This window comes from [Rhizobium] kunmingense, from assembly GCF_977018605.1.
The window spans coordinates 1,020,644-1,043,989 of record NZ_CDRNXG010000002.1 but is presented as its reverse complement, the minus strand read 5'-3'; the positions used below and the strand labels follow the sequence as shown (position 1 = coordinate 1,043,989).

Annotated in this window: 20 protein-coding genes; 8 read left to right on the top strand and 12 right to left on the bottom strand. The window is 61.6% G+C overall.

All coding sequences use genetic code 11. The features are described 5' to 3' along the window. Window positions 1–86 precede the first annotated feature (86 nt). Genes AC0JZ4_RS23295 through AC0JZ4_RS23285 form a run of 3 tightly spaced genes read left to right on the top strand, consistent with a single transcriptional unit; the run spans window position 87 to window position 3,602 of the window. Window positions 87–1,814, top strand: a complete 1,728-nt coding sequence (locus AC0JZ4_RS23295; RefSeq protein ID WP_471888844.1) for a type I secretion system permease/ATPase — start codon at window positions 87–89, stop codon at window positions 1,812–1,814. Next, on the top strand, window positions 1,804–3,114 hold the full coding sequence (locus tag AC0JZ4_RS23290; protein ID WP_471888843.1) for an HlyD family type I secretion periplasmic adaptor subunit: 1,311 nt from the start codon (window positions 1,804–1,806) through the stop codon (window positions 3,112–3,114). The genes AC0JZ4_RS23295 and AC0JZ4_RS23290 overlap by 11 nt, the downstream gene beginning before the upstream one ends. Window positions 3,115–3,155: 41 nt before the next feature. Beyond that, window positions 3,156–3,602: a hypothetical protein gene (locus AC0JZ4_RS23285; RefSeq protein WP_471888842.1), complete on the top strand. Its 447-nt coding sequence runs from the start codon at window positions 3,156–3,158 to the stop codon at window positions 3,600–3,602. An 88-nt stretch (window positions 3,603–3,690) separates the two neighbouring features. Here AC0JZ4_RS23285 and AC0JZ4_RS23280 read toward each other — a convergent pair whose 3' ends face one another. Next, a complete protein-coding gene (locus AC0JZ4_RS23280; RefSeq protein ID WP_471888841.1) occupies window positions 3,691–4,089 on the bottom strand; it encodes a (R)-mandelonitrile lyase in 399 nt (132 codons plus the stop codon). 262 nt (window positions 4,090–4,351) lie between these two features. On the opposite strand from AC0JZ4_RS23280, the gene recQ reads away from it, so the two are divergent. Further along, window positions 4,352–6,178 carry a DNA helicase RecQ gene (gene recQ / locus AC0JZ4_RS23275; RefSeq protein WP_471889076.1) on the top strand — a complete coding sequence of 609 codons (1,827 nt, stop codon included), beginning with the start codon at window positions 4,352–4,354 and terminating at the stop codon, window positions 6,176–6,178. 38 nt (window positions 6,179–6,216) lie between these two features. Here the strand turns inward: recQ and AC0JZ4_RS23270 are convergent, their stop codons facing one another. The 6 genes from AC0JZ4_RS23270 to AC0JZ4_RS23245 are packed head-to-tail and all read right to left on the bottom strand — an operon-like array spanning window position 6,217 to window position 13,245. Then, the gene (locus AC0JZ4_RS23270) at window positions 6,217–7,803 is read right to left on the bottom strand and encodes a gamma-glutamyltransferase family protein (protein ID WP_471888840.1); all 1,587 of its coding nucleotides are present in this window, start codon (window positions 7,801–7,803) and stop codon (window positions 6,217–6,219) included. After that, complete coding sequence (locus AC0JZ4_RS23265) at window positions 7,790–8,845, bottom strand: oligopeptide/dipeptide ABC transporter ATP-binding protein (RefSeq protein ID WP_471888839.1); 1,056 nt, start codon at window positions 8,843–8,845, stop codon at window positions 7,790–7,792. Before AC0JZ4_RS23265 ends, AC0JZ4_RS23270 begins: the two co-directional genes overlap by 14 nt. After that, window positions 8,842–9,789: an ABC transporter ATP-binding protein gene (locus AC0JZ4_RS23260; protein ID WP_471888838.1), complete on the bottom strand. Its 948-nt coding sequence runs from the start codon at window positions 9,787–9,789 to the stop codon at window positions 8,842–8,844. Before AC0JZ4_RS23260 ends, AC0JZ4_RS23265 begins: the two co-directional genes overlap by 4 nt. Beyond that, the gene (locus AC0JZ4_RS23255) at window positions 9,786–10,676 is read right to left on the bottom strand and encodes an ABC transporter permease (protein ID WP_471888837.1); all 891 of its coding nucleotides are present in this window, start codon (window positions 10,674–10,676) and stop codon (window positions 9,786–9,788) included. Before AC0JZ4_RS23255 ends, AC0JZ4_RS23260 begins: the two co-directional genes overlap by 4 nt. Further along, on the bottom strand, window positions 10,676–11,623 hold the full coding sequence (locus AC0JZ4_RS23250) for an ABC transporter permease (protein WP_471888836.1): 948 nt from the start codon (window positions 11,621–11,623) through the stop codon (window positions 10,676–10,678). Before AC0JZ4_RS23250 ends, AC0JZ4_RS23255 begins: the two co-directional genes overlap by 1 nt. After that, window positions 11,623–13,245 (bottom strand): ABC transporter substrate-binding protein, encoded by a 1,623-nt coding sequence (locus tag AC0JZ4_RS23245; RefSeq protein WP_471888835.1) that lies wholly within the window; start codon window positions 13,243–13,245, stop codon window positions 11,623–11,625. The genes AC0JZ4_RS23250 and AC0JZ4_RS23245 overlap by 1 nt, the downstream gene beginning before the upstream one ends. 202 nt (window positions 13,246–13,447) lie before the next feature. On the opposite strand from AC0JZ4_RS23245, the gene AC0JZ4_RS23240 reads away from it, so the two are divergent. The 4 genes from AC0JZ4_RS23240 to AC0JZ4_RS23225 all read left to right on the top strand — a co-directional run bounded on the left by AC0JZ4_RS23240 (window position 13,448) and on the right by AC0JZ4_RS23225 (window position 18,018). Further along, a complete protein-coding gene (locus tag AC0JZ4_RS23240; protein ID WP_471888834.1) occupies window positions 13,448–14,092 on the top strand; it encodes a GntR family transcriptional regulator in 645 nt (214 codons plus the stop codon). Between the two features lie 220 nt (window positions 14,093–14,312). After that, entirely contained in the window at window positions 14,313–15,584 is a 1,272-nt protein-coding gene (locus tag AC0JZ4_RS23235; RefSeq protein WP_471888833.1) for a glycosyltransferase family 4 protein, read from the top strand. Next, window positions 15,581–16,861 carry a glycosyltransferase family 4 protein gene (locus AC0JZ4_RS23230; protein WP_471888832.1) on the top strand — a complete coding sequence of 427 codons (1,281 nt, stop codon included), beginning with the start codon at window positions 15,581–15,583 and terminating at the stop codon, window positions 16,859–16,861. Before AC0JZ4_RS23235 ends, AC0JZ4_RS23230 begins: the two co-directional genes overlap by 4 nt. Continuing rightward, a complete protein-coding gene (locus AC0JZ4_RS23225; RefSeq protein WP_471888831.1) occupies window positions 16,861–18,018 on the top strand; it encodes a glycosyltransferase in 1,158 nt (385 codons plus the stop codon). Before AC0JZ4_RS23230 ends, AC0JZ4_RS23225 begins: the two co-directional genes overlap by 1 nt. Here the strand turns inward: AC0JZ4_RS23225 and AC0JZ4_RS23220 are convergent. The 5 genes from AC0JZ4_RS23220 to AC0JZ4_RS23200 form a co-directional block, all read right to left on the bottom strand. Next, on the bottom strand, window positions 18,000–18,608 hold the full coding sequence (locus tag AC0JZ4_RS23220) for an LbetaH domain-containing protein (protein ID WP_471888830.1): 609 nt from the start codon (window positions 18,606–18,608) through the stop codon (window positions 18,000–18,002). The genes AC0JZ4_RS23225 and AC0JZ4_RS23220 overlap by 19 nt on opposite strands. A 3-nt stretch (window positions 18,609–18,611) precedes the next feature. Beyond that, a complete protein-coding gene (locus AC0JZ4_RS23215) occupies window positions 18,612–19,886 on the bottom strand; it encodes a hypothetical protein (RefSeq protein WP_471888829.1) in 1,275 nt (424 codons plus the stop codon). Further along, a complete protein-coding gene (locus tag AC0JZ4_RS23210) occupies window positions 19,883–20,563 on the bottom strand; it encodes a YdcF family protein (protein ID WP_471888828.1) in 681 nt (226 codons plus the stop codon). The genes AC0JZ4_RS23215 and AC0JZ4_RS23210 overlap by 4 nt, the downstream gene beginning before the upstream one ends. Window positions 20,564–20,567: 4 nt before the next feature. Beyond that, the gene (locus AC0JZ4_RS23205; RefSeq protein ID WP_471888827.1) at window positions 20,568–21,722 is read right to left on the bottom strand and encodes an MraY family glycosyltransferase; all 1,155 of its coding nucleotides are present in this window, start codon (window positions 21,720–21,722) and stop codon (window positions 20,568–20,570) included. 211 nt (window positions 21,723–21,933) lie between these two features. Continuing rightward, window positions 21,934–23,127 carry a glycosyltransferase family 4 protein gene (locus AC0JZ4_RS23200; RefSeq protein ID WP_471888826.1) on the bottom strand — a complete coding sequence of 398 codons (1,194 nt, stop codon included), beginning with the start codon at window positions 23,125–23,127 and terminating at the stop codon, window positions 21,934–21,936. Window positions 23,128–23,346: the final 219 nt, after the last annotated feature.

The following is a 23,346-nucleotide window of genomic DNA, read 5'->3' as shown; positions in this document are numbered from 1 at the left end:
CGGACGGCGGCGCCTGTCAAGGGGCGCCGCCGCCAATCAAGGGGGAATGGCCGGCATGAAAGCCGGCCGGATACTGGGGCGAGTTCATGTTGAAACGTAATCGCAATCTATCGGTCGCCGACGCCATCCGCACATGCCGTTCGGCATTCTGGGGCATATTCGTCATCAGCGCGGTGCTCAATATCCTGATGCTGACCGGGCCGATCTTCATGCTGCAGGTCTATGACCGGGTTCTGTCGAGCAGCAGCGTGCCGACGCTGGTCGTCCTGTCGGCGATCACGCTGTCGCTCTATCTGTTCAGCGGCATGCTCGACATCCTGCGATCCAAGGCGCTTCTTCGGATCAGCATGCGGGTCTATACGCGCCTCTGCAATCCATCGCTGCGCGCCAATATCCGCCTGCCGGTGCTGCTCGGTTCGAAGGGGGCAGGCGTGCACCCTGGCCGCGACCTCGACACGATCCGCCGCTTTCTCGGCTCGCAGGGTCCCGCCTCGATCTTCGACCTTCCCTTCATGCCGCTCTATTTCGTTCTGGTTTTCCTGATGCACAGCGCGCTCGGTTATCTCGCCCTTGCCGGCGGTGCGCTGATCTTCGTTCTTGTCATCTGCAACGAATTCGCCTCCCGTAGCCCGACCAAGGAGGTCGGCATGCGCACGGCCGCACAGTCGAAGATCATGGACAGCGCGCGTCGCAATTCCGAAGTGGTCAACGCCATGGGCATGCTCGGTCGCCTGTCGGATCGGTTTTCCGACATGGTCGAGCCCTATTATTTCTCGCAGCAGATGGCGACCGACCGCAGCAATTTCTATTCCTCCGTGATCAAGCTGCTGCGCATGATCCTGCAGTCGGCCATGCTGGCGCTCGGCGCCTATCTGGCGATCAAGCAGGAGATCTCTGGCGGTGTGATGATCGCGTCTTCGATCATCATGGCCCGCGCCATCGCCCCCATAGAACAGGCGGTCGGCCAGTGGCCCTCGTTCATCGCCTGCCGCCAGGCGGCCGGACGCCTCAACCAGGTTCTGCTCCAGTGTGATGTCGATCAGGGGCTCGAAGGCCTGCCGCTGCCGAAACAGCAGCTGACCGTTCAGGAGGCAGCGACCAGTGCGCCGGGGGAGCCGCTGGTTTTGCTCCAGGGCGTAGAGTTTACTTTGCAGGCCGGCGACGGCCTCGGCGTCATCGGCGGCTCCGGCTCAGGTAAGACAAGCTTTGCCCGCGCGCTGGTCGGCGTCTGGCCGGTGCTGAAGGGCGCCATTCGCCTGGATGGCTCGACGATCGACCAGTGGAGCGATCAGGATCGCGGCCGCTTCATCGGCTACCTGCCGCAGGATGTCGAACTGTTCGAAGGCACGGTCGCGGAAAACATCGCCCGTTTCGACAAGGACGCCGATGTCGTGGCGATCGTCGCCGCCGCCAAGATGGCAAGCGTGCACAACCTGATCGCCGGCTTGCCGGAAGGCTATAACACGATGATCGGCGAGGGCGGTGCACGCCTGTCTGCCGGCCAGCGCCAGCGTGTCGGCCTCGCCCGTGCACTGTTCGGCAACCCGTTCCTCGTCGTCCTTGATGAGCCTAATTCCAATCTCGACGTAGAGGGCGAACAGGCACTGGCGCGCGCCATGATGGACATCCGCGAACGCGGCGGCATCGTCGTCGTCATCGCCCATCGCGCCAGCGCTTTGACGGCCGTCAACAAGGTCCTGATCATCCAGAACGGCCAGCAGGTTGCCTTCGGCGACAAGGACCAGATCCTCTCCAATGTCTCGATGCTCGGCGGCTCCCAGCAGCCCGGAAAGGTGGTCGCCAATGCGGTATGACACACTCGACAACACGATTACCAACGCCATCCGCAAGCAGCTCTTCCTGGCGATCGGCGTCGGTGGCCTCTTCCTCGGAGGCGTCTGCACGGCAGCGGCCTATGCCGAAATCAGCGGTGCGGTGATGGCCGCCGGCAAGATCATCGTGCTCGGCCGCGCCAAGCAGGTCGAACATCCTGACGGCGGCATCATCGCCGAAATGGTGGTCAACGAGGGCGACCGTGTCGAGGCCGGCGCCCTTCTTTTCCGTCTCGACGGTACGATGGCGCGTGCCAATCTCGGCATCATCGAAGGCCAGCTCGCCCAGCTGATGGTGCAGGAGGCGCGGCTTCTGGCCGAACAGGCGGGACGGACCGGAATAGACCTGCCGAATGAACTCGCCTTCGTGGCAGAGGAGCGGCGAACGCTTTTGAGCGAAGCGCAGATGAAGCTTAAACTGGCGCGCGAGATGACGCGAACAAGCCAGAAGGCCCAGCTGGAAAAACAGGTGTCCCAGTTTGCCGAACAGGTTTCCGCACTGGAGGCTCAGCGCAAGGCCGTGGACGACAATATGGAGCTGGTCGGCGACCAGCTGCGTCGCTACGACAGCCTCAGCGCACGCGGTCTGATCACCCATTCGCAGCTGATCTCCATGCAGCGCGAAAAGGCCTCGCTGACCGGCAGCCAGTCGGCGCTGACGGCGGAAATCATCGAGACGCAGCAGGCCAAGACCCAGGCCGAACTGAAACTCATCCAGGTCGACGAAGCCTTCTACGAAAGCGTCCTGACCGAACTTGACCAGAAGCGCCCCGAAATCGCCAAGCTCAACGAGGAACGCATCGCAGCACTCGACAAGCTGCGCAAGCTGGAAATCCGCGCACCGATTGCCGGATCGCTGCACCAGCTCAACATCCACACGGTCGGCAGTGTCGCCGCCCCCGGCGAAACTCTGGTAAACATCATCCCGCAGGACGACGAGCTGATCGTCGAGGCGATGATCTCTCCGGGCGATGTCGATCAGGTGTTTTCCGGCCAGGATGCACGCATCCGCCTGAGCGGTCTCAACCAGCGCGTCACACCGGAACTCGGTGCCCTCGTGATCGATATCTCGCCGGACCTGACGACCGACGAGAAGACCGGCGCGAGCTATTACCTGACGCGTCTGCGCATTCCCGAAACCGAGATCGCCAAGGTCGGTGAGACGCTTCTAAAGCCCGGCATGCCGGCGGAAGTGTTCATGCAGACCGAGAGCCGGACGATCTTTTCCTACATGATCAAGCCACTCTCCGATCAGGTTCGCCACGCAATGCGCGAAAGCTGACAAGACCGACGCAGTCCCACATCAAGAAGGCAATTACAGTGATGGAAAGCAGACTTTCGGACGTCCACAGCATCGCCGGTGAGCTTATGCGTCGCGGCGAATTAGGTCAGGACAACGCGGCGGCGGAGGGTTCGCGGATTGTCCGCGTCGAGCGGCAGCCGATCGCTCGTGGTCAGGCGATGATGCCGGCAGCCGTGCCCTTCGGCATGGACGAGGAAATACGCAAGCTGGCATCACATATGGAGGCGATCAGACGATCGGTGGAATTCACCGAGGCACAGCTGGCGGTCAATCGCAGCGCGGTCGCCAACGTCGCGGAGGGCTTAGCGGAGGCGGAGACATCTGCTCGCAGTGGTTGGACAATCCCCTTCCTGCTGGCCGGAAACCTGATCCTGTCGGCGCTTCTCATCGCCGAAATCCATGATGGCCGCGTCGGAACGACGGCCATCATGCTCTATCGCGCTACCCTTTCCATGCTGACCGGCTAGGGCAGGCGCAGAGTTCCGACCTTACAGTCGAACTTGCAGGCCCCATGCGGGCGGTCGCGACCGACGGCCCGCATGACGCCTAAACTGCTTACCGGTTACCATATTGGGCGTCGGTGACATGTTCGAGCCAATCGACGACCTTTCCATCCAGGTTTTCCTGAATGGCGATATGCGTCATGGCCGTCGTTGCCGATGCGCCATGCCAGTGCTTTTCGCCCGGTTCGAACCAGACGACGTCACCCGGACGGATCTCTTCGATCGGACCACCCTCTCGCTGAACGAGCCCGAAACCGGCGGTGACGATCAGCGTCTGGCCGAGCGGATGGGTGTGCCAGGCGGTACGCGCGCCCGGTTCGAACGTGACGGCTGCGCCGGCGCCGCGGCGGGCGTCATTGGCCGAAAACAGCGGATCGATGCGCACCGTGCCGGTAAACCAGTCGGACGGCCCCTTCATCGAGGACTGATTGCCGTTTTTCGAGATATCCATGAAAATGCTCCTTGCTAGCCGGCCACCGGCCGCACATCGCATCTATTTAGCGGCATCACCGCAAATGTTTAGATAGATAGTTGCGCTAACACTCATGAATTTGGCGCATAGATACGATGTACCAGCTTTCCCCAGGGAACACACCGGCCAAGGTCGTTTTTCGCCGCACAGTGCTCGCGAAACGGGGGGCGGCTGTGCCATAGTCCTTTCAACAATCAGCGAGGACCAGATGCAGGAACGGGCGGGCAGCGCAGCAACGACCATGGGCGATCAGCGGCAACAGGAGCCGATCGAGGTGCTGCGTCGCATATACGGCTACCCGTCGTTTCGCGGCCAGCAGGCCGACGTCGTCGAACATGTCGTATCGGGCGGCGATGCCGTCGTCCTGTTCCCCACGGGAGCGGGAAAGTCGCTGTGTTTCCAGATCCCCGCGCTTTGCCGACAGGGCCTCGGCATCGTCGTCTCCCCCCTGATTGCGCTGATGCGCGACCAGGTCGAAGCACTGCGGCAGGTCGGCGTGAGAGCGGCAGCGCTCAACTCGTCGCTTTCGCGCGAGGCATTCGAGGACGTACGCCGGGACATCTCCGCCGGGGAACTCGATCTGCTCTATGTGACGCCGGAGCGGATTACCACGCCGGGCTTTCGAAGCCTGATCGGCGATGCGCGGATCGCTCTGTTTGCCATCGACGAAGCGCATTGCGTTTCCCAATGGGGTCACGATTTCCGTCCCGAATACCGCCAGCTCGGCGAACTTGCCACGCTTTATCCGGGCGTTCCCAGAATGGCGCTGACGGCGACGGCCGACCCTCATACGCGCGACGATATCATCGAGAGGCTTGCCCTGGGCGGCGCACACGTCTTTTCGTCGTCCTTCGATCGCCCCAACATCGCCTACGAGATCGTCGAGCGTCACCAGCCGCGCCAGCAGCTCCTGCAGTTCCTTTCGCGCCACAAGGGCTCAAGCGGCATCGTTTATTGCCTGTCGCGGGCCAAGGTGGAGGAAACGGCGGAATGGCTTGAGACCCAGGGCATCCGCTCGTTGCCCTATCATGCCGGCATGGAACGCGACCGGCGCGACGCCAATCAGGATGCCTTTCTCAAGGAAGAGGAACTGTGCCTTGTCGCCACCGTCGCCTTCGGCATGGGTATAGACAAGCCGAATGTCCGCTATGTCGCGCATCTCGACCTGCCCGGCTCCGTGGAAGCCTATTATCAGGAGACGGGACGCGCAGGGCGTGACGGCCTGCCGTCCGAGGTGTGGATGGCCTATGGCATGGCCGATGTCATCCAGCGCGGCCGGATGATCGATGGCGGCAATTCCAGCGACGACGTCAAGCGGGTCGAACGGGCCAAGCTGAATGCGCTTCTTGGCATCTGCGAAACGGCCGGATGCCGCCGGCAGGCGATCCTGTCTCATTTCGGCGAAGCGCATTCGGGGCAATGCGGCAATTGCGACACCTGCCTGAAGCCCGTCGACACTTGGGACGGCACGGACGCAGCCATAAGGGCGCTCGCTGCCGTCTACCGCACCGGCGAACGTTTCGGCACCGGTCACGTCATCGACGTGCTGATCGGAACCGACAACGAAAAGACAAGGCGCTTCGGCCATGTCGACATGCCCGTCTTCGGCGCGGGGAAGGATATTACAGCCAAGACCTGGCAATCGGTGTTCCGCCAGCTTCTCGCCGCCGGCTTCATCAAGGTCGATCACGATGCATTCGGCGCCCTGAAACTGGAGCCGGAGGCACGCGCGGTGTTCAAGCACGAGCGGGAGGTACGTTTTCGCGTCGACCGTCCGACAAGCAGGAAAGCCGACCGGACTGCTTCGTCGAGTTCGAAATCGGCCCGGTCTCAGCTGGACGAGGCGGATGCCGCACTTTTCGAAGCGCTGCGCCGGAAGCGCATGGAAATCGCCAAGGATCTTTCCCTTCCGCCTTATGTCGTGTTTGCGGATACGACGCTGGTCGCATTCGCTACCCGCCGGCCATCTGACCACGACGCCCTGCTCGAAATACCGGGTGTCGGGCAGGCCAAGCTGGAGCGTTACGGCGACGCCTTTCTGGAAGTCATCGGCGAATTCGACGGTTAACGCGCGTCGCGGATGCGGCGCGCGCCTCAGACAGGGGCTTAAAAGCCCAATGCCATACCGTCCTTGCGGCTATCGGAGCCGCCTTCAAGCACGCCCTGCGCGATGCGGATGGCCTGGCTGCCGCCGATCGGGCTGGTGACCACCTTGAGGACATGGCCGCGCGCCACAAGGTCGGCCCGCACTTCCGGCGCGATCGTCGGCTCGACTTCCAGCACGCCGCCGAAGCCGAAACTGCGCGGCACGTCCATGGATTCCTGCAGGCCGAGACCGAAGTCGATGACGCCGGACAGGAAGGCGGCGTGGCCGGCGGCCTGATAATGGCCGCCCATCACGCCGAACGGCATCAGTGTTTCGCCATCCTTGGTCACCATACCGGGAATGATCGTGTGCATCGGGCGCTTCATCGGACCGATCGCGTTCGGATGTCCTTCGATCAGCCGGAACGACGCGCCGCGGCTGTGGAAAAGGACGCCGGTTGCCGGATCGAGCCGGGTCGAGCCGAACGGGTGGAAGATCGAGTTGATGAAGGAGATCGCATTCCCCTGCGCATCGACGACGCAGAGATAGATCGTATCCTTGTGCTCCGGCTCATCCCAGAGAACGGGTGGCAAGGCCTTTTTCATGTCGATCCGGGCGCGCAGCGTCGAGATCACCTCGTCGGAGAGCAGCTTTTCGGCGACGTCCGGGCAATGATCCGGATCGGCGATCAGCGCATCGCGGTGGTGATAGGCGATCTTGGTCGCTTCCGCATGCAGGTGGATGCGGTCGGCGTCGTCCATGGCCGCGATATCGAACCCCTCGATGATCTTGAGGATCAGAAGCGCTGCAAGGCCCTGGCCGTTGGGCGGGCATTCATGGACGTCATAGCCACGGTAGCTCGCGCTGACCGGCTCTACCCAGTTCGCACCGTCCTTGCCGGCGGCAAAGTCTTCAGCCGTGTGCAGGCCACCAAGCGAATTGAGATGCGCGACCATCTTCCCCGCGGTCTCGCCTTCGTAGAACCCTGCCGCTCCCTTAGACGCCACCTCTTCCAGACGGTCGGCGAGCAGCGGCTGCCTGATGATTTCGCCCGCGACCGGCGCCTTGCCGCCCGGCAGAAACACGGCGGCGGAATGCATGTCGCCGGCGACGCTTTGCTGATGATTGGCCCAGTCGAAGGCGACGCGCGGAGTGACGACGAAGCCGTTGCGGGCATAGCCGATGGCTCGCATGAACAACCGTTCGAGCGGCAGCGATCCATGGTCGGAATGGAGAAGGCACCAGGCCGAAATCGCACCCGGCACCGTGATCGCATGCGGGCTGGCCTGCGGGATTTCGCCAACAAGGCCGAGCTCTGCAAGCGCCTTGACGCTGATCGCAGCCGGCGCGCGACCGGAACCATTGAGCGCCTTCACCTTTTCACCGGCTGGCGCGTAAAGCGCGAAGCAGTCACCGCCGATGCCGGTCATCAAGGGATCGACGACGCACTGGACAGCGACGGCGGCAATCGCCGCATCGACGGCATTACCGCCATCCTGCAGGATTTCCAGGCCCGCCGCAGTAGATAGAGGGTGCGAGGTAGCGATCATGGCTTCGGTGGAGAGCGTCGACGGGCGCTTGCCGGAGAAGAAATCAAAATGTGACATGCCGTTCCTTGGAGCCTTCAGGCGATATGTTTGACATTGCAAATGGGTGGTAGCAGGCGACGGCCCGGTCCTGACCTTGCCGCGTCAGGGCAGGATCATTGGCCAGACAGTCGGATTGTGCAACCGTGCAGCGACCGGAAAATCGGCAGCCGGGCGGAAGATCGAGCGGGCTTGGAATTTCGCCCGGAAGCGGGTCCGAGATCGGTTCGAAGAATTCCGGCGCCGAGTGGCGCAACGCCTTCGAATAGGGATGCGCCGGGTTGTCGAGGACCGCCTGTGTCGGGCCCGTCTCGACGATCCGGCCGAGATACATGATGGCGATTTCCTCGCAGAGATAGCTCGCCACCCCAAGATCATGGGTGATGAAGATCAGGGTCAACCCCATCTCCTTCTGAAGCCTGCGCAGAAGGTTGAGAAGCTGCGCCTGGGTCGAGACGTCGAGACCGGAGACGGCCTCGTCGGCAACCAGAACTGTCGGGTTTGACGCCAGCGCACGGGCAATCGCCACGCGGCGGATCTGCCCGCCGGACATGGCGGCCGGGTAGCGTCCCGCAACATCGGCGGCAAGACCGACGCGGGCCAGAAGCGACCCGATCCGTTCCTGTATCTCCGCGTGCGGGCAGATGCCGAAGTGGCGAAGCGGCTCGGCGAGCAGCTGCCCGACGGTCATGCGCGGATTGAGCGATCCGCGCGCATCCTGATAGACCATCGCCACCTCACGGGCGAAGTCGGGACCAGCGGCGCGCATCTTGTCGACCGCGCGGCCACGATAAAGCGCCAGTCCCTGGGTCGGCTCGGTCAGGCCGAGCAATACGCGCAGAAGCGTGGATTTTCCCGAACCGCTTTCGCCGACGAGCGCCATGCTGGTGCCCTGTTCGATACGCAACCGCACGCCATCGAGGGCCGCCAGCTTGCGCCGGCTGCGCTTCAGGAACCCCTCGGACTTGGTCACCTCATAGACCTTCTCGACGTCGAGAAGCTCGAAAAGCGCGTTGCCCTCGGTGGTTTGCTTTTCCTTTGCCGGATCGATCATGGCGTTCATTCGGGATTCCAGCATGCAAGCGCACGTCCTTGCGTTTCGACAAGCGGCGGGCGTTCGGAAACGCAGCGCCCGTCGGCTTTCGGACAGCGGGTTGAGAAACGACACCCGGCGGGCATCGCTTCGTAAGGCGGCACACTGCCTTCCGGCGGATCGAGTTCCTCGGTGCCGATCTCCACGACGCAGGATTTCAAAAGCCGCGTATAAGGGTGCAACGGCTTTTGCAGCACCACATCGCAGCGTCCCGCCTCCATCACCTGGCCGGCATATAGAACCACGATCCGGTCGCAGGACTGGCTGGCGAGCGCCAGGTCGTGGAGCACGAAGATACAGCTCGCGCCGCGCGTCTTCGTCTGGTCGAGGATCAGGCGGATGATCTGCGCCTGGATGGTGACATCGAGCGCCGAAGTCGGCTCGTCGGCGAACAGAAGGTCGGGATTGCAGGCCAGTGCTATCGCCACCATCACACGCTGCTGCATGCCGCCGGAAAGCTGGTGCGGATAGGCCGACATGCGCGCCGCCGCATCGTTGATACCGACGTCTTCGAGCAGCTCGACGGCTCTCGTATTGGCTGCCCGCCGGGAAAGGCCGAGATTGCGGCGCAGCACGGAGGCAAGCTGGCTTCCCACCGTATAGCACGGGTTGAGGGCGGAGCCGGCATCCTGAAACACCATGGAGAGGCGTTTTCCGCGCAGCTTCGCCCACTGCTTTTCGGTGAGATCGACGAGATTGTCGCTACCGTCGAACCGGGCTTCCCCCTCGATCGTCGCGTCACCCTTGTCGATCAGGCCCATGAGGGCGACGGCGATGGTGGATTTGCCCGCACCGCTCTCCCCGACGAGCGCGACGGTCTCGCCTCGGCCGATGGTCAGCGATACGTCGTCGAGGATACGTTTCGTGCCTCGGTGCAGCGTCAGACCCTGAACATTCAAGAGAGGCGCATTCATCGGCTTGTCCTCAGCTTCGGATCGAATTCCTCACGCACCGCATCGCCGACGATCGATAGCGCGATCAGGAGCAGCGCCAGCGCCAATCCCGGCATGCCGGACATCCAGGCAGCAAAGCTGACGAAACTTCTGCCTTCGGCAATCATCAACCCCCAATCGGGTGTCGGCGGAGTAACGCCGATGCCGAGGAAGGAGAGGGAGGAGGAGACGAGAATGGCTTCGGAGATCCTGACCGTAACCTGTACCAGAAGCGGAAAGAGCACGTTGGGCAGGATGTGGCGCAGAACCACCGTCAGGCGCGGAATGCTCATCAGGCCGGCGGCCTCGACGAAAAGCTGGACCTTCACCTGCAACACATCGGAACGGACGGTGCGCGCAAACGGGCCGATCAGCGACAGCGCAACGGCAATGATGACCTTGTCGACGCCCTGGCCGAGAATGGCGATGAAGGCCACCGCGAGGATGAGCGAGGGGAGTGCCAGGATGGAATCGATGACGCGCAGCAGCAGCCACTCGGTCTTGCCGGAGGAAAGGCCGGCCGCAACGCCAAGAACGAGCCCGCCGATGGCTCCGAGCACGACGGAACAGAGGCCGATCAGCAGCGCATAACGTGTGCCGTAGATGATCCGGCTCAGAATGTCCTGCCCATAGCTGTCGGTACCGAGGAGGTGCAGGCCGCCGGGCGGTGCCATCATCGCCTCGATCGATTGCGCCACCGGATCGAATGGTGCGAGCTGCGGCGCGAAAACGGCGCAGAGGGCAAAGCCAAACGTGATCGCCAGAGCCATGGTGAAGAAGGGCCGGCGCAGGAACATGCTTTTCCGCAGTGATCCCGAGCGCTTCATCTTCGGCGCGACGATGGGTGTCGTTGTATCATTGATGGTCATCAGCGCGGCCTCAATCTTGGATCAAGCAGCGGATAGGAGAGGTCAACCAGAAGGTTGATGACGATGAAGAGCGTGGCCGTCAGCATCACGCCGGCCTGAACGAGCGTGTATTCGCGCCCGAGCACCGCATCCGTCAGCATCTGCCCGATGCCCGGCAGCGAGAAGACCGTTTCGGTCAGCACCGCCCCCTGTAGGATACCACCCAGCTGCAGGCCGATCATGGTGACGACCGGCATGGCGATATTGCGCACGCCATGCACCCAGACGACCCGCCAGCGCGGCTCGCCGCGTGCCTTGGCGGCGGCGATGAAGGGCTGGTCCATCACGTCGATCAGCGAGGAGCGGGTAACGCGGACGATCATGCCGATGAAATAGGTCGACAGTGTCAGCGCCGGCAGGACCATGTGATACATGCCGAGCCAGAAGTTCTCCCACGGCGCGACAAAGCCCATGACCGGGAAGAGGCCGAATTGCACCGCCAGGAACCAGATCAGAACGATGCCGAGGAAGAAGGACGGGAAGGCCGAACCGGTGAGCGCGAAAACGGCGATGGCCGTGTCCCAGATCGTATCCTTGCGGACAGCGGCGATGACGCCGAGCGGAACGCCGACGGCAATCGCCAAGACGATGGAACAGAAGGTCAGCGTCAGGGTGACAGGCAATGCCTCCATGACGACGAAATTGAAGATATCGGCACGGCTGACAAAGGAGTTCCCCCAGTCACCGATGACGAAATTGCCGAGCCATGTCAGGTATTGAACAAGGAACGGCTGATCCAGCCCCAACTCGCGCTGCAGCGAATCGTAGCTTGCCTGCGAGAATTCTGACCCCAGCATCAACACCACCGGGTCGCCCGGTGCCAGCTTCAGCAAGCTGAAGCTGGCGATCGAGACGATGAACAGAACGACCGCAGTCTGAAAGATCTTTGCGGCGGACTGTGCAAGCATCAGGTGATGCTCACGCCATGCAGGTTGACCAGGTCGCAGGGGATGTAGTTGAAGCCCTGCACCTTCTTGGAGAAGACCTTGTAGATGGGGATATGCGCCAGCATCGCGACCGGCGCCTCATCCATCAGGATATCCTCTGCCTGGTGATAGAGCGCTGCGCGTGCAGGCACGTCGATCGTGGTCGAGGCTTCGGTGCACAGCCTGTCGAATTCGGGGCTCGCCCAACCCCAATAGTTCCATGAACCGCCGGTCTTGAACTCGGGGAAGATCGTTTCCTCGGGGTCGAGGTCAGCGACCCAGTCGAAATCGAGCATCTCGAAATTGCCGTCGCGCATGCGCTGGACCCAGGCTGCCGGCTCGAGCAATTCGAGTTTCACCTTGATACCGATCTGGGCGAGCATCGGTGCGACGACCTGGGCGACACGCGTGCCGACCGGGCCGCGTTCGGCCATGATATAGGTGACCTCGATCTCGCCCTGATTAGTAGCCTTGGCGCGAAATTCCTTGGCCTGTTCCAGATTGAAGCGATGGCCGCGATCGGTGTTGGCGATGTTGGGATCGTAATAGCCCGACATCGGCGGCGAAATCGGGCTGTAGGCCTGCTGGGCAAGGCCGAAATAGGCCTGTTTGACCAACGTGTCGCGATCGATGGCGAAGGCGACGGCCCGACGCAGATTGACGTCGTCGAACGGCGCCTTGCGGTTGTTCATGCCGACATAGGTGTAGTTGCCCTCGATCTCGCCATAGAGCGAAACGGTCGGAATGTTCTTCACCTGGTTGACGAGCTGCATCGGGCAGTCGGTCATGCCATCGATCTGCCCCGAAACGAGGGCGGCGACCGCCGTGCTCGGCTCGTCGATCAGCATGAAAGAGGCGCGCTGAAGTTTCGGCATGCCCTTTTCGAAATAGTCCGGGTTGGCTTCCAGCTCGATGCTGTCGTTGTCCCTCCAGCTGACGAACTTGAACGGCCCGGTGCCGACCGGATTGCGGCCGTAGTCCATGCCGTATTTCTGTGCCGCCGCAGGGCTGACAATGGTGCCGGCGCGGCCGGTCGAGCCGGTAAGCGCAACGGGCAGGAAGGCGTAGGGCTTGGAGAAGCGCAGACGCACGGTCAGCGGATCGACGACCTCGATCGTCTCAAGCAGTTCGAGCTTCCAGGCGTGCGGTGAGGCGGGCTGGCCTTCCTTGACGCGCAGAAGCGAGAACTTGACCGCCTCGGCATCGCAAGGCGTGCCGTCGTGGAACTTCACGTCCGGATGAAGCTTGAAGAGATGGGTCTTTTCGTCTTCCAGATCCCATGACGCGGCAAGATCCGGTTCGAAGCGCACGGCCTCGCCGTCATAGGTAACCTTCAGAAGGCCGTTGTGGATGTTGTTGATGATCTGAACCGCAGACAGGAAGAAGGTGAAATGCGGGTCGAGCGTATCGATATGCTTGATCGCCGCAATACGGATATGCCCCGATTGCTGCGCCATGGTTTCGCCCGGTAGCATGCTTGCGCCGGCTGCGGCGACAAGTCCGGCACCTAGGCCCTTGAGAAGCGTTCTGCGCCCGATCTGGGCAGTTATGCGGTCTTCGAGAATCCTGCGGTGGTCCGCACTCGTCAAAAATTCGTTCTTCATTTCAAGACAGCTCCTTTGTTTCATTCCTCCTCCCGAGAGTTGGAAACGGTCATGCTGCAAGCATGACGGAGATGTCGGCTATCCAGTGCCGCCTGTCCGTTTTCGGATCTAGGTCAGCGTTCCCCTTTGCCGATCGCCTTGTGCACTATGAGGTCGATATGTATACATGTGCAAGCGTAAATTGTTCTGGTAAGTGAAAAACATGCAGCCATCAGAACGCTGGGCCGATCACATACAATCAGCGATCGTACAGAAGATCGTTGCCGGCGAACTCGTGCCCGGCGACGCGCTGAATGAATTGCCTCTCGGAGAAGAGTTCGGCGTCTCGCGCACGCCGGTCCGCGAAGCGCTGCAGCGCCTCAATGTGACCGGCCTCGTCGAACGCGGTCCGCGCCGTGCCTTCGTCGTGAGGCAGATGGATATGGCCGCAATGCATGGGCTTTTCGAAGCCGTCGGCGAAATGGAGGCGCTGGTCGCCAGGCTTGCTGCCATGCGGATGAGCGAGATAGAGCGGCAGGAACTGATCGTCATCCTTGCCGAGGGCGAGAATGAGACGATCGACTACGCGCTTTCCAATGCTCGCTTCCATGAGGCGATCCATGCCGGATCGCACAACCGAGTGCTTCTCGAAACGCTCGCCGACCTCAACCTGCGCACTCTACCATGGCGCGCAGCGCAGTTGCGGGCCAGGCTTTCGCGCGTGCAGACCTCACGCATCGAGCACCGCTCGATCGCCGAGGCCATTCTGGCGCAGGATGGCGATGAAGCAGCCAGCCGCATGCGCGCCCACGTCGCCGCGTCCTTCGTCGGCCTGCTGGAGATCGTCGGCAAGCGCCAACCGCTGTGAGGCACGTCGGCTTCCAATCTCTGCCCCATACCTTTCAAGCCATTGGCGCCCGAACCCCATTCGGTGGGTGAGGCTGTCCCGATGTCCGATCGGCCACAGCCTTTTGGCTAGGTTTCCAGCCATACCGAACCTACGCCCTAATCCCTTCGATCAGCTTGCCGTCAGCTCGTGGCCGGTCAAGATGCGCTCACGGGCCGATTAGGCACGTCCGGGGCCGATCATGAAGATCATTCTAGTCAACCGCTATTTCTTCCCCGATCAATCGGCAACCGCGCGGATCGTATCCTCGATTGCCTTTTCACTGGCTGATCGCGGATACGATGTGGTGTCGGTCGCAAGCCGAAGCGTTCATGACCGCTCCGGGTCTGAACTGCCGGCAAGCGACATCGTCAACGGCGTTACGATCAGGCGACTGGCGAGTGTCGGGCATGGGCGGCAAAACCTTCTGTGGCGAACCGCAGACTACCTGCTGTTCCACTGGCTGGCGTTCATCTGGCTGCTGCGCAACGCAACTGCGGCAGATATCGTCGTCGTCTGCACCGATCCGCCGCTTCTGTCCGTGACAGGCAGCGTCGCCATCCGGATCAAGGGCGCCCTGATGGTCAACTGGATCATGGATCTCTTTCCCGAAACAGCCATCGAGCTTGGCTTTTTCAGGCGTTTCAGGCCGCTTGGCCAGGTCTTCGCCAAGATCCGAAACTGGTCGCTGCGCACCCGCGGCATTACGATCTGCCCGACGGGCAAGATGGCTGAATATCTCGCTCGCCAGGGCGTGCCCGACGCGCAGTTGACCGTGATGCATCTCTGGGCGGATGGCGAGGAGATCTACCCCGTCGCGGCCAGCCAGAACCGGATGCGCGAAAGATGGGGCCTTAAAGGCGCATTCGTCGTCGGCTACTCGGGAAATTTCGGCAGAGCCCACGAATTCCTCACGATCATCGAAGCGGCGAAGCGGTTGCGCAATCGCCCCGACATAACATTCCTCATGATCGGCGCCGGCCACCAGCATCCGCAGGTGTTGAAAATCGCGGCGAGACTGGGGCTTTGCAATATTATCTTCAAGCCGTTTCAGCCCGTCGCGGATCTGGCCGAAAGTCTGGGCGCGGCCGATGTGCATCTGGTCTCGCTTCTGCCGGAGCTGGAGCACTGCATCATACCGAGCAAGCTTTACGGCATCATGGCCGCCGGTCGTCCAACCATTTTCATTGGCGACCCGGATGGAGAAGTGTCGCGTATTCTTGCCTCGAAAGCGTGCGGCAGAAGCGTTCCGATCGGCTCGGACGCAATGCTTGCTGCCTATATCGAGAGGATGCAGGAACATCCCGCAGAATGCGCCTCCATGGGGCATTCTGCGCGGGAGTTGCAACGTGCGGAATACTCGCGCGAGAAGGCAGCCGACGCATGGTGTTCGCTTCTTGCGCGTCTCCAGCCGCGTGTCGACTGCAAACCAGGCGCCTGCAAAGAGCCATTGGCACGGGAGGAGACGGCATGACCGGCAAGATCGTCGTCAGTCACCTTGGTGCACGCATGCATTACGCCGTGCCGCGGATCCTCGCCTCGGCGGAAAGGCTGGCGCATTTCTATACGGATATCTGTGCGACAAAGGGTTGGCCTCGCATTGTCAACGCGGTTCCGCGCAGCTTGGCGCCCGCGTCGGTCAGGCGCCTTGCGGGGCGGCGCCCCGGTGGCATTCCAACGGAGCTGATCACCGTCTTTCCCGGCTTCGGCCTGCGGTCAGTATTACGCCATATGCGCGCCAGGGACGTCGTCGAACAGACATCCCATGCGGTCTGGGCCGGTTCGGTCTTTTCGAAAATGGTTGCCCGAAGCGGCTTTCACGATGCGGCAGGCCTTTATGTGTTCAGCGGCGACGCTCTCGAGCAGATATGCGCCGCAAAACAACAGGGAATGTGGACCGTAGTCGAGCAGATGATCGCGCCACGCGCGGTGGTCGAAGAATTGGTCGAACGAGAGAGACGGCGCTTTCCGCAATGGTCGGGTGCGGCCGGCAAAAACCCCCACGCTGAAATTTTCGCCGATCGCGAAAAGGCCGAGTGGGCGCTGGCGGACCTCATCCTTTGTCCATCCGAGTTCGTCCGCAAGCATGTGGTCGCACAAGGCGGCGACGCGAAGCGATGCGTTGTCGTGCCTTACGGGGTCGACGCGATCTGTAACGTCGATCGTGCTACGCGCATGCCCGGCCCGCTAAGGGTGCTGACCGTCGGCGAAGTCGGCCTCCGCAAGGGCTCGCCCTATGTCGCCGAGGCCGCAAGACTGGTCGGCAACAGGGCCGCGTTCAGGCTGGTGGGGCGCGTTACACCGCCGCCGGAGGTGTGCCGCGATATATCCCGCTGGGTGGAATTGAAAGGCCCGGTACCGCGCAGTCAGATGGCAGAGCAGTTCCGCTGGGCCGACGTCTTTCTGCTTCCGTCGTTGTGCGAAGGCTCCGCGACAGTCGTCTACGAGGCACTGGCTGCCGGTCTGCCGGTGATCACCACGGAAAACACCGGCAGCGTCGTGCGCAACTGCGCCGAAGGTTTCATCGTGCCGGCCGGCGATGCTCAGTCCATCGCGCAGGCGGTGGAGCAACTGGCCGTCAACGACGGACTGCGCGCCCTCATGTCCGCCAATGCCCTGAAGCGCGCGGCCGACTATACGGTCGAAGCCTATGGCAGGCGCTTGCTCTCGGTCCTGCCTCCCCTGAACCCGATTGGCCAGGGCGGCAAGGGGCAACCCGGCCGCCTGATTGCAACCCCGGCGGAACCCTAATGAAGATCGTCCACATCATTGCGTCCATCGACCCCGACAAGGGCGGGCTGCAAGCCGTTGCCATGCGAATTGCCGCCGCCCAGGCAGGGCTCGGTCTTGAGGTTCATGTCGTCAGCTACGGAAATCCGCAGATCGAACGGCAGGTCCGCGCCATCGGCGAAACGATCCCGGACTTCTCACGCATCCACTGGCACCTGCTGCCGGATGCCGGTCGATTGGAACGGCTCTTCAGTTTCGCCGGCAGACGGATGGTGCGCCAGGTTCTACGCGAGGCCTCCTTCATGCATATCCACGGCGTCTGGGAACCGTTTCTCGTGCATGCCTCGAAACTGGCAAGAACTGCCGGAATTCCCTACTGCGTCTGCCCTGCCGGCATGCTCGACCACTGGAGCCTTGCGCAAAAATCCCTGAAAAAGAGGATAGCGCTTCGCCTTTGCTATGGGCGGATGCTGAATGAAGCCGCCTATCTTCACATCCTCAATCACGACGAGGCGGCAGCCATCGCGCCACTCGAGCTGAAGGCGCGGACTCATATCATCCCGAACGGCGTGTTCACCGAAGAGTTCGCAACGCTTCCGCAAACGGGACGCTTCAAGCAGAAGATGTCGTTTGCCACCGACCGGCGCTATATCCTTTTTCTTTCCCGCCTGCACTTCAAGAAAGGTACGGATATACTGGCAACGGCCTTCGCCGCGATCTGCGGGATGCATTCGGATGTCGATCTCGTCGTCGCCGGCCCCGATGACGGTGCAGCGGGCGACTTCATGGCTCGGGTCGAGAAACTGGGCATCCGAGACAGGGTTCACATGATCGGCCCCATCCACGGTCCGGCCAAGATAGAGGCGATAGTCGATGCAGCCTGTTTTTGCCTGCCTAGTCGCCAGGAGGGCTTCAGCATGGCGATCACGGAGGCCCTGGCCTGCGGCACGCCCGTGGTCATCACCGACCAGTGCCACTTTCCCGAAGTGGGTGGTGCCGGTGCGGGGCTTATAGTCCGCGTCGATCCCGCAGAAGTGGCGAACGCCCTCAACGAGGTGCTCGAAAGTGCCGATCGCGCCCGGTCGATGGGCCGCAACGGACGCAGGCTCGTCATGGAAAACTACACGTGGCCGGCAATCGCCGGAGCGACGATACGCGGCTATCGCCTGAGCGCATGACGAGCGTCGGCGTCGCGCCCTCGCGATCTGACAGGTTTTGCCGGATTGCCGGCATAAACCGTCCAGGGCAGGAGAGATCGTGCCGCCACCCCCCTGGCAGCGAGAACGGCCCCTTCGCCGACAACAACGCCCGGACCGACAAACGCCTCTGCGGCAATCCAGGCATTGGCCTCGATGGTAATCGGCCTTGTCACCAGCGGAAACGCGCTATCCTCGATATCGTGGGATCCCGTGCAGAGATGCGACCGCTGGGACACGCTGGCAAATTCGCCGATCGTGATCGTGTCGATATTGTAGCAGATCACGCCCGGCCCCATGGACGAGAAGCGCGCCATCTTCAGATGTGCAGGCCACCAGATGATCGCCCTTGCATGAACAGTCGCGGTTGAATGAATGTCGGCCCCGAAAAGGCGCAGCAGAAATATACGCCACCGGCGCAAGGGCGGCGGCGTCCAGCCGGCAAGAAGGGACCACACGACCATCCAACACAGGCGCTTCAAACGAAAACGCAGCGCAAATGTCGGACCACCAAAGCGCGGCAGGTCAACGGTGGAATTGTCGAAAGAGGGATCCTTGTATCTGGAAAGCATCGGCTAGACACCTGTGCCGGAGGGAAGGGGAACCATGTGGCGGCGACGGTCGAGGCTGGCGGGAATGACGGCGAACATCATCACCGGCAGGGCGAACATGGCCATATGCACCCACACCATCAGAACCCAATCGGTTTGGTGGGAGATGGCATGCATCGAAGGGATGATGGACAGGACATAAACAAATTGCGCTGCGAACTCCCCTTCATTGGCTGTCACCCAGATACGTCGAACCAGATAAGCGAGAACGAAGAACTTGAAGGCCCCCAAATACCAGAAGGACTCGAACGCATCCGCCATTCCCGTTTCTGTCGTTCCCAGTATCGGGTTGTAGTCCCGTCCCCTTGAAGGGACGGGCAACATGAGGGATTGCTTCACCGCGACACCTACGAGCTGCGCCGGCACGAAGTTGAAGATCAGACGGTTCCAATGGAACTTGCCGTAATCGAATTCCAGGGAATTCGCCGTCTTGTGAATCCGCAACGTGGCGTTGCGCATCTCGTCGCCGCCATCCCTCAACACCTTTTCAAAATTCTCGACGACGTCGATGCGCATGATGTCGTCCAGCACCGGGGCCGAGTTCGCCTTGGTGATGGCCCGGTAATCGCCCATGCTGTTCATCGACAGTGTTCCGAGGATCACGGCACCAAGCACAAGCGTCCGCGGAATTGCCCACCGCCAGTAGAACCAAAAGGCCAGGGCGAAGATCATCACCAGCTCGATCGCCTCGGCCCGTTTCCCGGTAATCACGATACGGTCCAGATAGAAGCACAGATTGAAGATGACGAGGATGAGGGCCGGCCAGGAAAACCGCCGAACGATACACAAGGCGGCGATCGCAAGACCGTAACTTAAAAGCCGCGAGAAGAAGATATAGATGACGGGAACTCCGGTCATCTGCACCGCGATAGTAAGATCGCCAGGTAAACGACTGAGTTTGAAATAGAAATACGCACCCGCAAGCGACAGTAAGGCTGCAACGGTCAGGAGGCGGGTCTCGTCGAAATCTATGCGCAGGAACGAAAGCGGTCTTGCCTGGTCCCGCCATCCCCACCAGCACATGAAGAGGCACGCGAGCATGAACACAGCCGTGGTGGAGAAGGCGCCTGCGGGCAGAAACCTGTCCGTCGCCAGCGCGGGAACCTGGGGCAGGATGAAGGCGAAGGTGATGACACCGGTCAGGAAAGGAAACTCATAAACTCTCTGCGGTTTGAACAAGCCCCATCCAAGCAGCAGCAGCGTACAGGCGACAAGACCGAAGAGCAGAAGCATATTCATTTCGGCAAACCACCAGGCATCGGAAGGATGACGGCAGCCTGCGCCGAGCCGACGCCGAAGACATAGGCGCGAAGGTCGTAGAGAACCACCTTGGCATATTCCTTGACGATCTGAACACCGTCCGCATCGTGCGCGAGCTTCCAGTAGGAAATGCTGCGTTCCGCCGGCAGCGAAAGCCATTCCACCTCGGGCATGAGTGACCGGAACCGTTTGACGGCACGACCCGAATGAAACCAGCTTGTAGTCAGGATAGCCCTTGTGACGCTCATGTGCCGAATGATCGGCTCCGAGAAGCTGGCATTCTCCCATGTGCTGGACGATCGGCATTCCGTTGTGATCACGGATGTCGGGACACCTTTTGAAACCAGGATGTCCCGGATATGCCCACAGTCGCCGTGGCCCGTGACGATGATCGCGGGCGCCTTTCCCTGCCGCCACAGCGCCGCTGCACGCGCAGCGCGCGGCGGGCCATTGCCCCCAAGGACGACGATCACATCAGCCTGGGCCGGGTCGTCACGCTTTACCAGCAGGACTTCGGCGAGCAATAGCGCCGCTCCATAGGCCCCGAGGCCGACGACGGCAAGAAACCCAAACAATGCGGAGATCAATGCCGTTCGCCAGCCTGCACCGGAATGTCTGGTCATTTCGGCTTGAGGATCGTCACGCTTGCCCATCATGAACCTATTCATCCTTCAGCAACGATGCCGAGGCGCTTGGCCCGTAGGTTTTCAACGGCAGGGAGCCCGTCGTGTTCGAGGCGCCGATGCCGCGGACAGGGACGACCCGACGGTGATGAAGGAGGCGCGACGCGACGCCGGTGGCAACGAGAACGAATATCGTGTGTAGGCTGATGGGGATGAGCAGACCGAGCGCCATGACCTCACCGCTCATACTGCTTCGTATTCCGATATAGCCGACCGCTCCGCAGATCGCTGACGCGACAAGCAGTACATTGGTTGTTGCCGCAGGACTGAAGCCGTAATCGAGCAAAAGATGGTGCAGGTGCCAACGGTCTGCGGACATCGGACTGCGCCCAGCCGTCAACCGCCGGGCGATCAGGCTGAGCGTATCGGTAACGGGCAGTATGACGACCCACAACAGTGCCGGAAAGGTCACCGCGATGCTCTGCGTCGAAAGCAGAATGATCATGTAGGCGATCGTTGCCCCCAGGGCCGTACTTCCCGCATCACCGAGAAAAATGCTCGCGCGGACACGCCAGGGGCTTCGCATATTGAAGATCAGGAAACCGCACACGGACATCGCCAGCACAAGCAGCGGCGTAACGAGCTCGGTCATGTCGGCGAAATTCGCCACGAGCATGAGCCAGACGATGGCGACGAGCGCGGTGCCTCCGGCAAGCCCGTCCACACCGTCAACCATGTTCCATGAATTGACGAGCCCCGTGACGAAGAGAACTCCAACGACGAAGAACAGCGGCAGGAAAAGATGCGCGCTGGCGGAGAAAAGCGCGCCGACGGAGAGGGCTTCGATATCTGTGCCGCCAATCAGCGCCACCGACATTGCCAATTGCATCAGAAGCCGGCCGCCGGCCGGCAGCGGTCGTCGGTCGTCCACAATTCCGAGCGACAGGATGATCAGCAAGGCCAGCCAGAAATTGAGCCCCAAGACCTGCCATTCCTGGCCGGCAAAGCTGGACAGGGCGAAAGCCGCAAACACAGCCATTCCACCGCATAGGGGAACCACGCCCTTGTGGCGTTTCCGGATGGCATCTGGACGGTCGACCAGGCCAAAGGTGATCGTGAGCTGCCGCAGGACAACAACCAGCGAGATACTGAGAATGAACGTGGCGATAGCGTCGATGACGAATCCGGGCATGGCGCCCCCCATGAAGCATCAGGGTTTATTGAAGCCGACATGTCGGCCGATACGATCGTAGAAAGCCTCGCCCCCGAAGGGTATGCGGGCAAAGGGAGTAGTACCCTCCACCATCGGAATAGGGTGTGGCGGAAACTACCCCTACGATGGGACGCCGATAAACCATGGCTCAAGCGCCGGGGCAGCAACGCCGCGGCGCCGTGCCTTGCCGCTAAAGTCGTTCCCGCACGACACGCAGCCAGTTCTTGATGGGAAGCGGCACATAGGTTCTCAAGCCAGGACGCAGCCCTGCCGGCACGGACCACTCGTCGATGCCGAGAGGCGGGGCAAGCGTCGGCGGCTTCATCGCGATCGCCGATATCACCAGATGGTAGTCCCGTGCCATTGTCGCGACGCTGTAGCGCTGATGCACGGTCGCCGCAGCCGAGGACGACATGCGTTCGAGAAGCCCGCGGTCGTGACAAAGACGCAGGATTGCGTTTGCGGCCTCCGTATAATTGCCGACGGGAAACAGAACCCCAGAGGCGCCGTCCTCGACAAGTCCGTCTGTCACGCCGCGAATCCGCGAGGCCACCGGAACACAGCCGGCCGCCATCGCCTCGATGAGTGTCATGGGCAGCCCTTCGAACCGCGATGGCATGACAAGAACGTCGTGCTCCCGCATGATCGACGGGATTGCCTGCGGCGCGACGGCACCCAGATACGTCACCTGTTTACGCGACAGGCGATGCTTGAGACGACCCATGTCGGGTCCATCGCCGACAATGGTCATCTCCACCGTGTCCGGCAGGCAGTCCAGGATTTCCCGAAGCCAGAGCACACCTTTGGAAGCATCCTCTATGCGACCGACAAACAGCAGACGCAGTTTCGCCTCCGGCTCTCTTCCAGGGCGGCTGCCGCCGGCAAAAAGCGCCGTGTCGACAGCATTCGCAATCGTGTACGTGCGCTCCGGAGCGAACCCGTAGCGTTCGACAAGATCGGCGCGGCATCGTTCGGAAACGCCGACGGTTGCATGGGCGTAATCGCGGATCGAACGTGCAGCGGCATAAGTGCCGGGCGTGATGTTGTGGACGACCATGACGCGCAGGATATGTTCCGGCAGGTAGCGGGCTATGTTCGTCTGCAGCCTGTCGCCAAGGACATTGATGAAGACCCCGTCGAAACCGCCTGCCCGGATGGCATCCACCATCCGCATGGCACAGGCCTGCTCCGTCAGCCCGGTCGGCAGGCGCAGTAAATGCCCGAATGCAGCCTCATCCTGAAGGACCGGCGACAGGATGGCTTGCTCATCGCAGCAGCCCAACCAGTCGACATCGATCCCCTGTTCGGCCAGGCCACGACGAAGGCTTTTGAACACGGCATAGGTGCCGCCGATGTGGGGGAGAACGAAATAGGCAAACTTCATCCAGCACGTCTCCTGCCCAAGAACTCCTAATATGCCATTACACTAATTCATGAAAAGCGCGGCGATAGTCGTCAGCTCGGCCATGCCGCACCTGCCTTAGGCTAGGTCATCCCGGATACCTATCCATCTGGCGTATGGCCATGGCCGAAGGATCATATGTCCGCCCCGGCCGAAATGGGTATCAATCCTCGTCATCTGTCGATTGAAGCCCACAAACCA

Bases quoted from the DNA above. Each gene is read 5' to 3' on its own strand.
- AC0JZ4_RS23295 (WP_471888844.1), top strand. From the start codon at position 87: ATGTTGAAACGTAATCGCAATCTATCGGTCGCCGACGCCATCCGCACA.
- AC0JZ4_RS23290 (WP_471888843.1), top strand. From the start codon at position 1,804: ATGCGGTATGACACACTCGACAACACGATTACCAACGCCATCCGCAAG.
- AC0JZ4_RS23285 (WP_471888842.1), top strand. From the start codon at position 3,156: ATGGAAAGCAGACTTTCGGACGTCCACAGCATCGCCGGTGAGCTTATG.
- AC0JZ4_RS23280 (WP_471888841.1), bottom strand. From the start codon at position 4,089: ATGGATATCTCGAAAAACGGCAATCAGTCCTCGATGAAGGGGCCGTCC.
- recQ (WP_471889076.1), top strand. From the start codon at position 4,352: ATGGGCGATCAGCGGCAACAGGAGCCGATCGAGGTGCTGCGTCGCATA.
- AC0JZ4_RS23270 (WP_471888840.1), bottom strand. From the start codon at position 7,803: ATGTCACATTTTGATTTCTTCTCCGGCAAGCGCCCGTCGACGCTCTCC.
- AC0JZ4_RS23265 (WP_471888839.1), bottom strand. From the start codon at position 8,845: ATGAACGCCATGATCGATCCGGCAAAGGAAAAGCAAACCACCGAGGGC.
- AC0JZ4_RS23260 (WP_471888838.1), bottom strand. From the start codon at position 9,789: ATGAATGCGCCTCTCTTGAATGTTCAGGGTCTGACGCTGCACCGAGGC.
- AC0JZ4_RS23255 (WP_471888837.1), bottom strand. From the start codon at position 10,676: ATGACCATCAATGATACAACGACACCCATCGTCGCGCCGAAGATGAAG.
- AC0JZ4_RS23250 (WP_471888836.1), bottom strand. From the start codon at position 11,623: ATGCTTGCACAGTCCGCCGCAAAGATCTTTCAGACTGCGGTCGTTCTG.
- AC0JZ4_RS23245 (WP_471888835.1), bottom strand. From the start codon at position 13,245: ATGAAGAACGAATTTTTGACGAGTGCGGACCACCGCAGGATTCTCGAA.
- AC0JZ4_RS23240 (WP_471888834.1), top strand. From the start codon at position 13,448: ATGCAGCCATCAGAACGCTGGGCCGATCACATACAATCAGCGATCGTA.
- AC0JZ4_RS23235 (WP_471888833.1), top strand. From the start codon at position 14,313: ATGAAGATCATTCTAGTCAACCGCTATTTCTTCCCCGATCAATCGGCA.
- AC0JZ4_RS23230 (WP_471888832.1), top strand. From the start codon at position 15,581: ATGACCGGCAAGATCGTCGTCAGTCACCTTGGTGCACGCATGCATTAC.
- AC0JZ4_RS23225 (WP_471888831.1), top strand. From the start codon at position 16,861: ATGAAGATCGTCCACATCATTGCGTCCATCGACCCCGACAAGGGCGGG.
- AC0JZ4_RS23220 (WP_471888830.1), bottom strand. From the start codon at position 18,608: ATGCTTTCCAGATACAAGGATCCCTCTTTCGACAATTCCACCGTTGAC.
- AC0JZ4_RS23215 (WP_471888829.1), bottom strand. From the start codon at position 19,886: ATGAATATGCTTCTGCTCTTCGGTCTTGTCGCCTGTACGCTGCTGCTG.
- AC0JZ4_RS23210 (WP_471888828.1), bottom strand. From the start codon at position 20,563: ATGATGGGCAAGCGTGACGATCCTCAAGCCGAAATGACCAGACATTCC.
- AC0JZ4_RS23205 (WP_471888827.1), bottom strand. From the start codon at position 21,722: ATGCCCGGATTCGTCATCGACGCTATCGCCACGTTCATTCTCAGTATC.
- AC0JZ4_RS23200 (WP_471888826.1), bottom strand. From the start codon at position 23,127: ATGAAGTTTGCCTATTTCGTTCTCCCCCACATCGGCGGCACCTATGCC.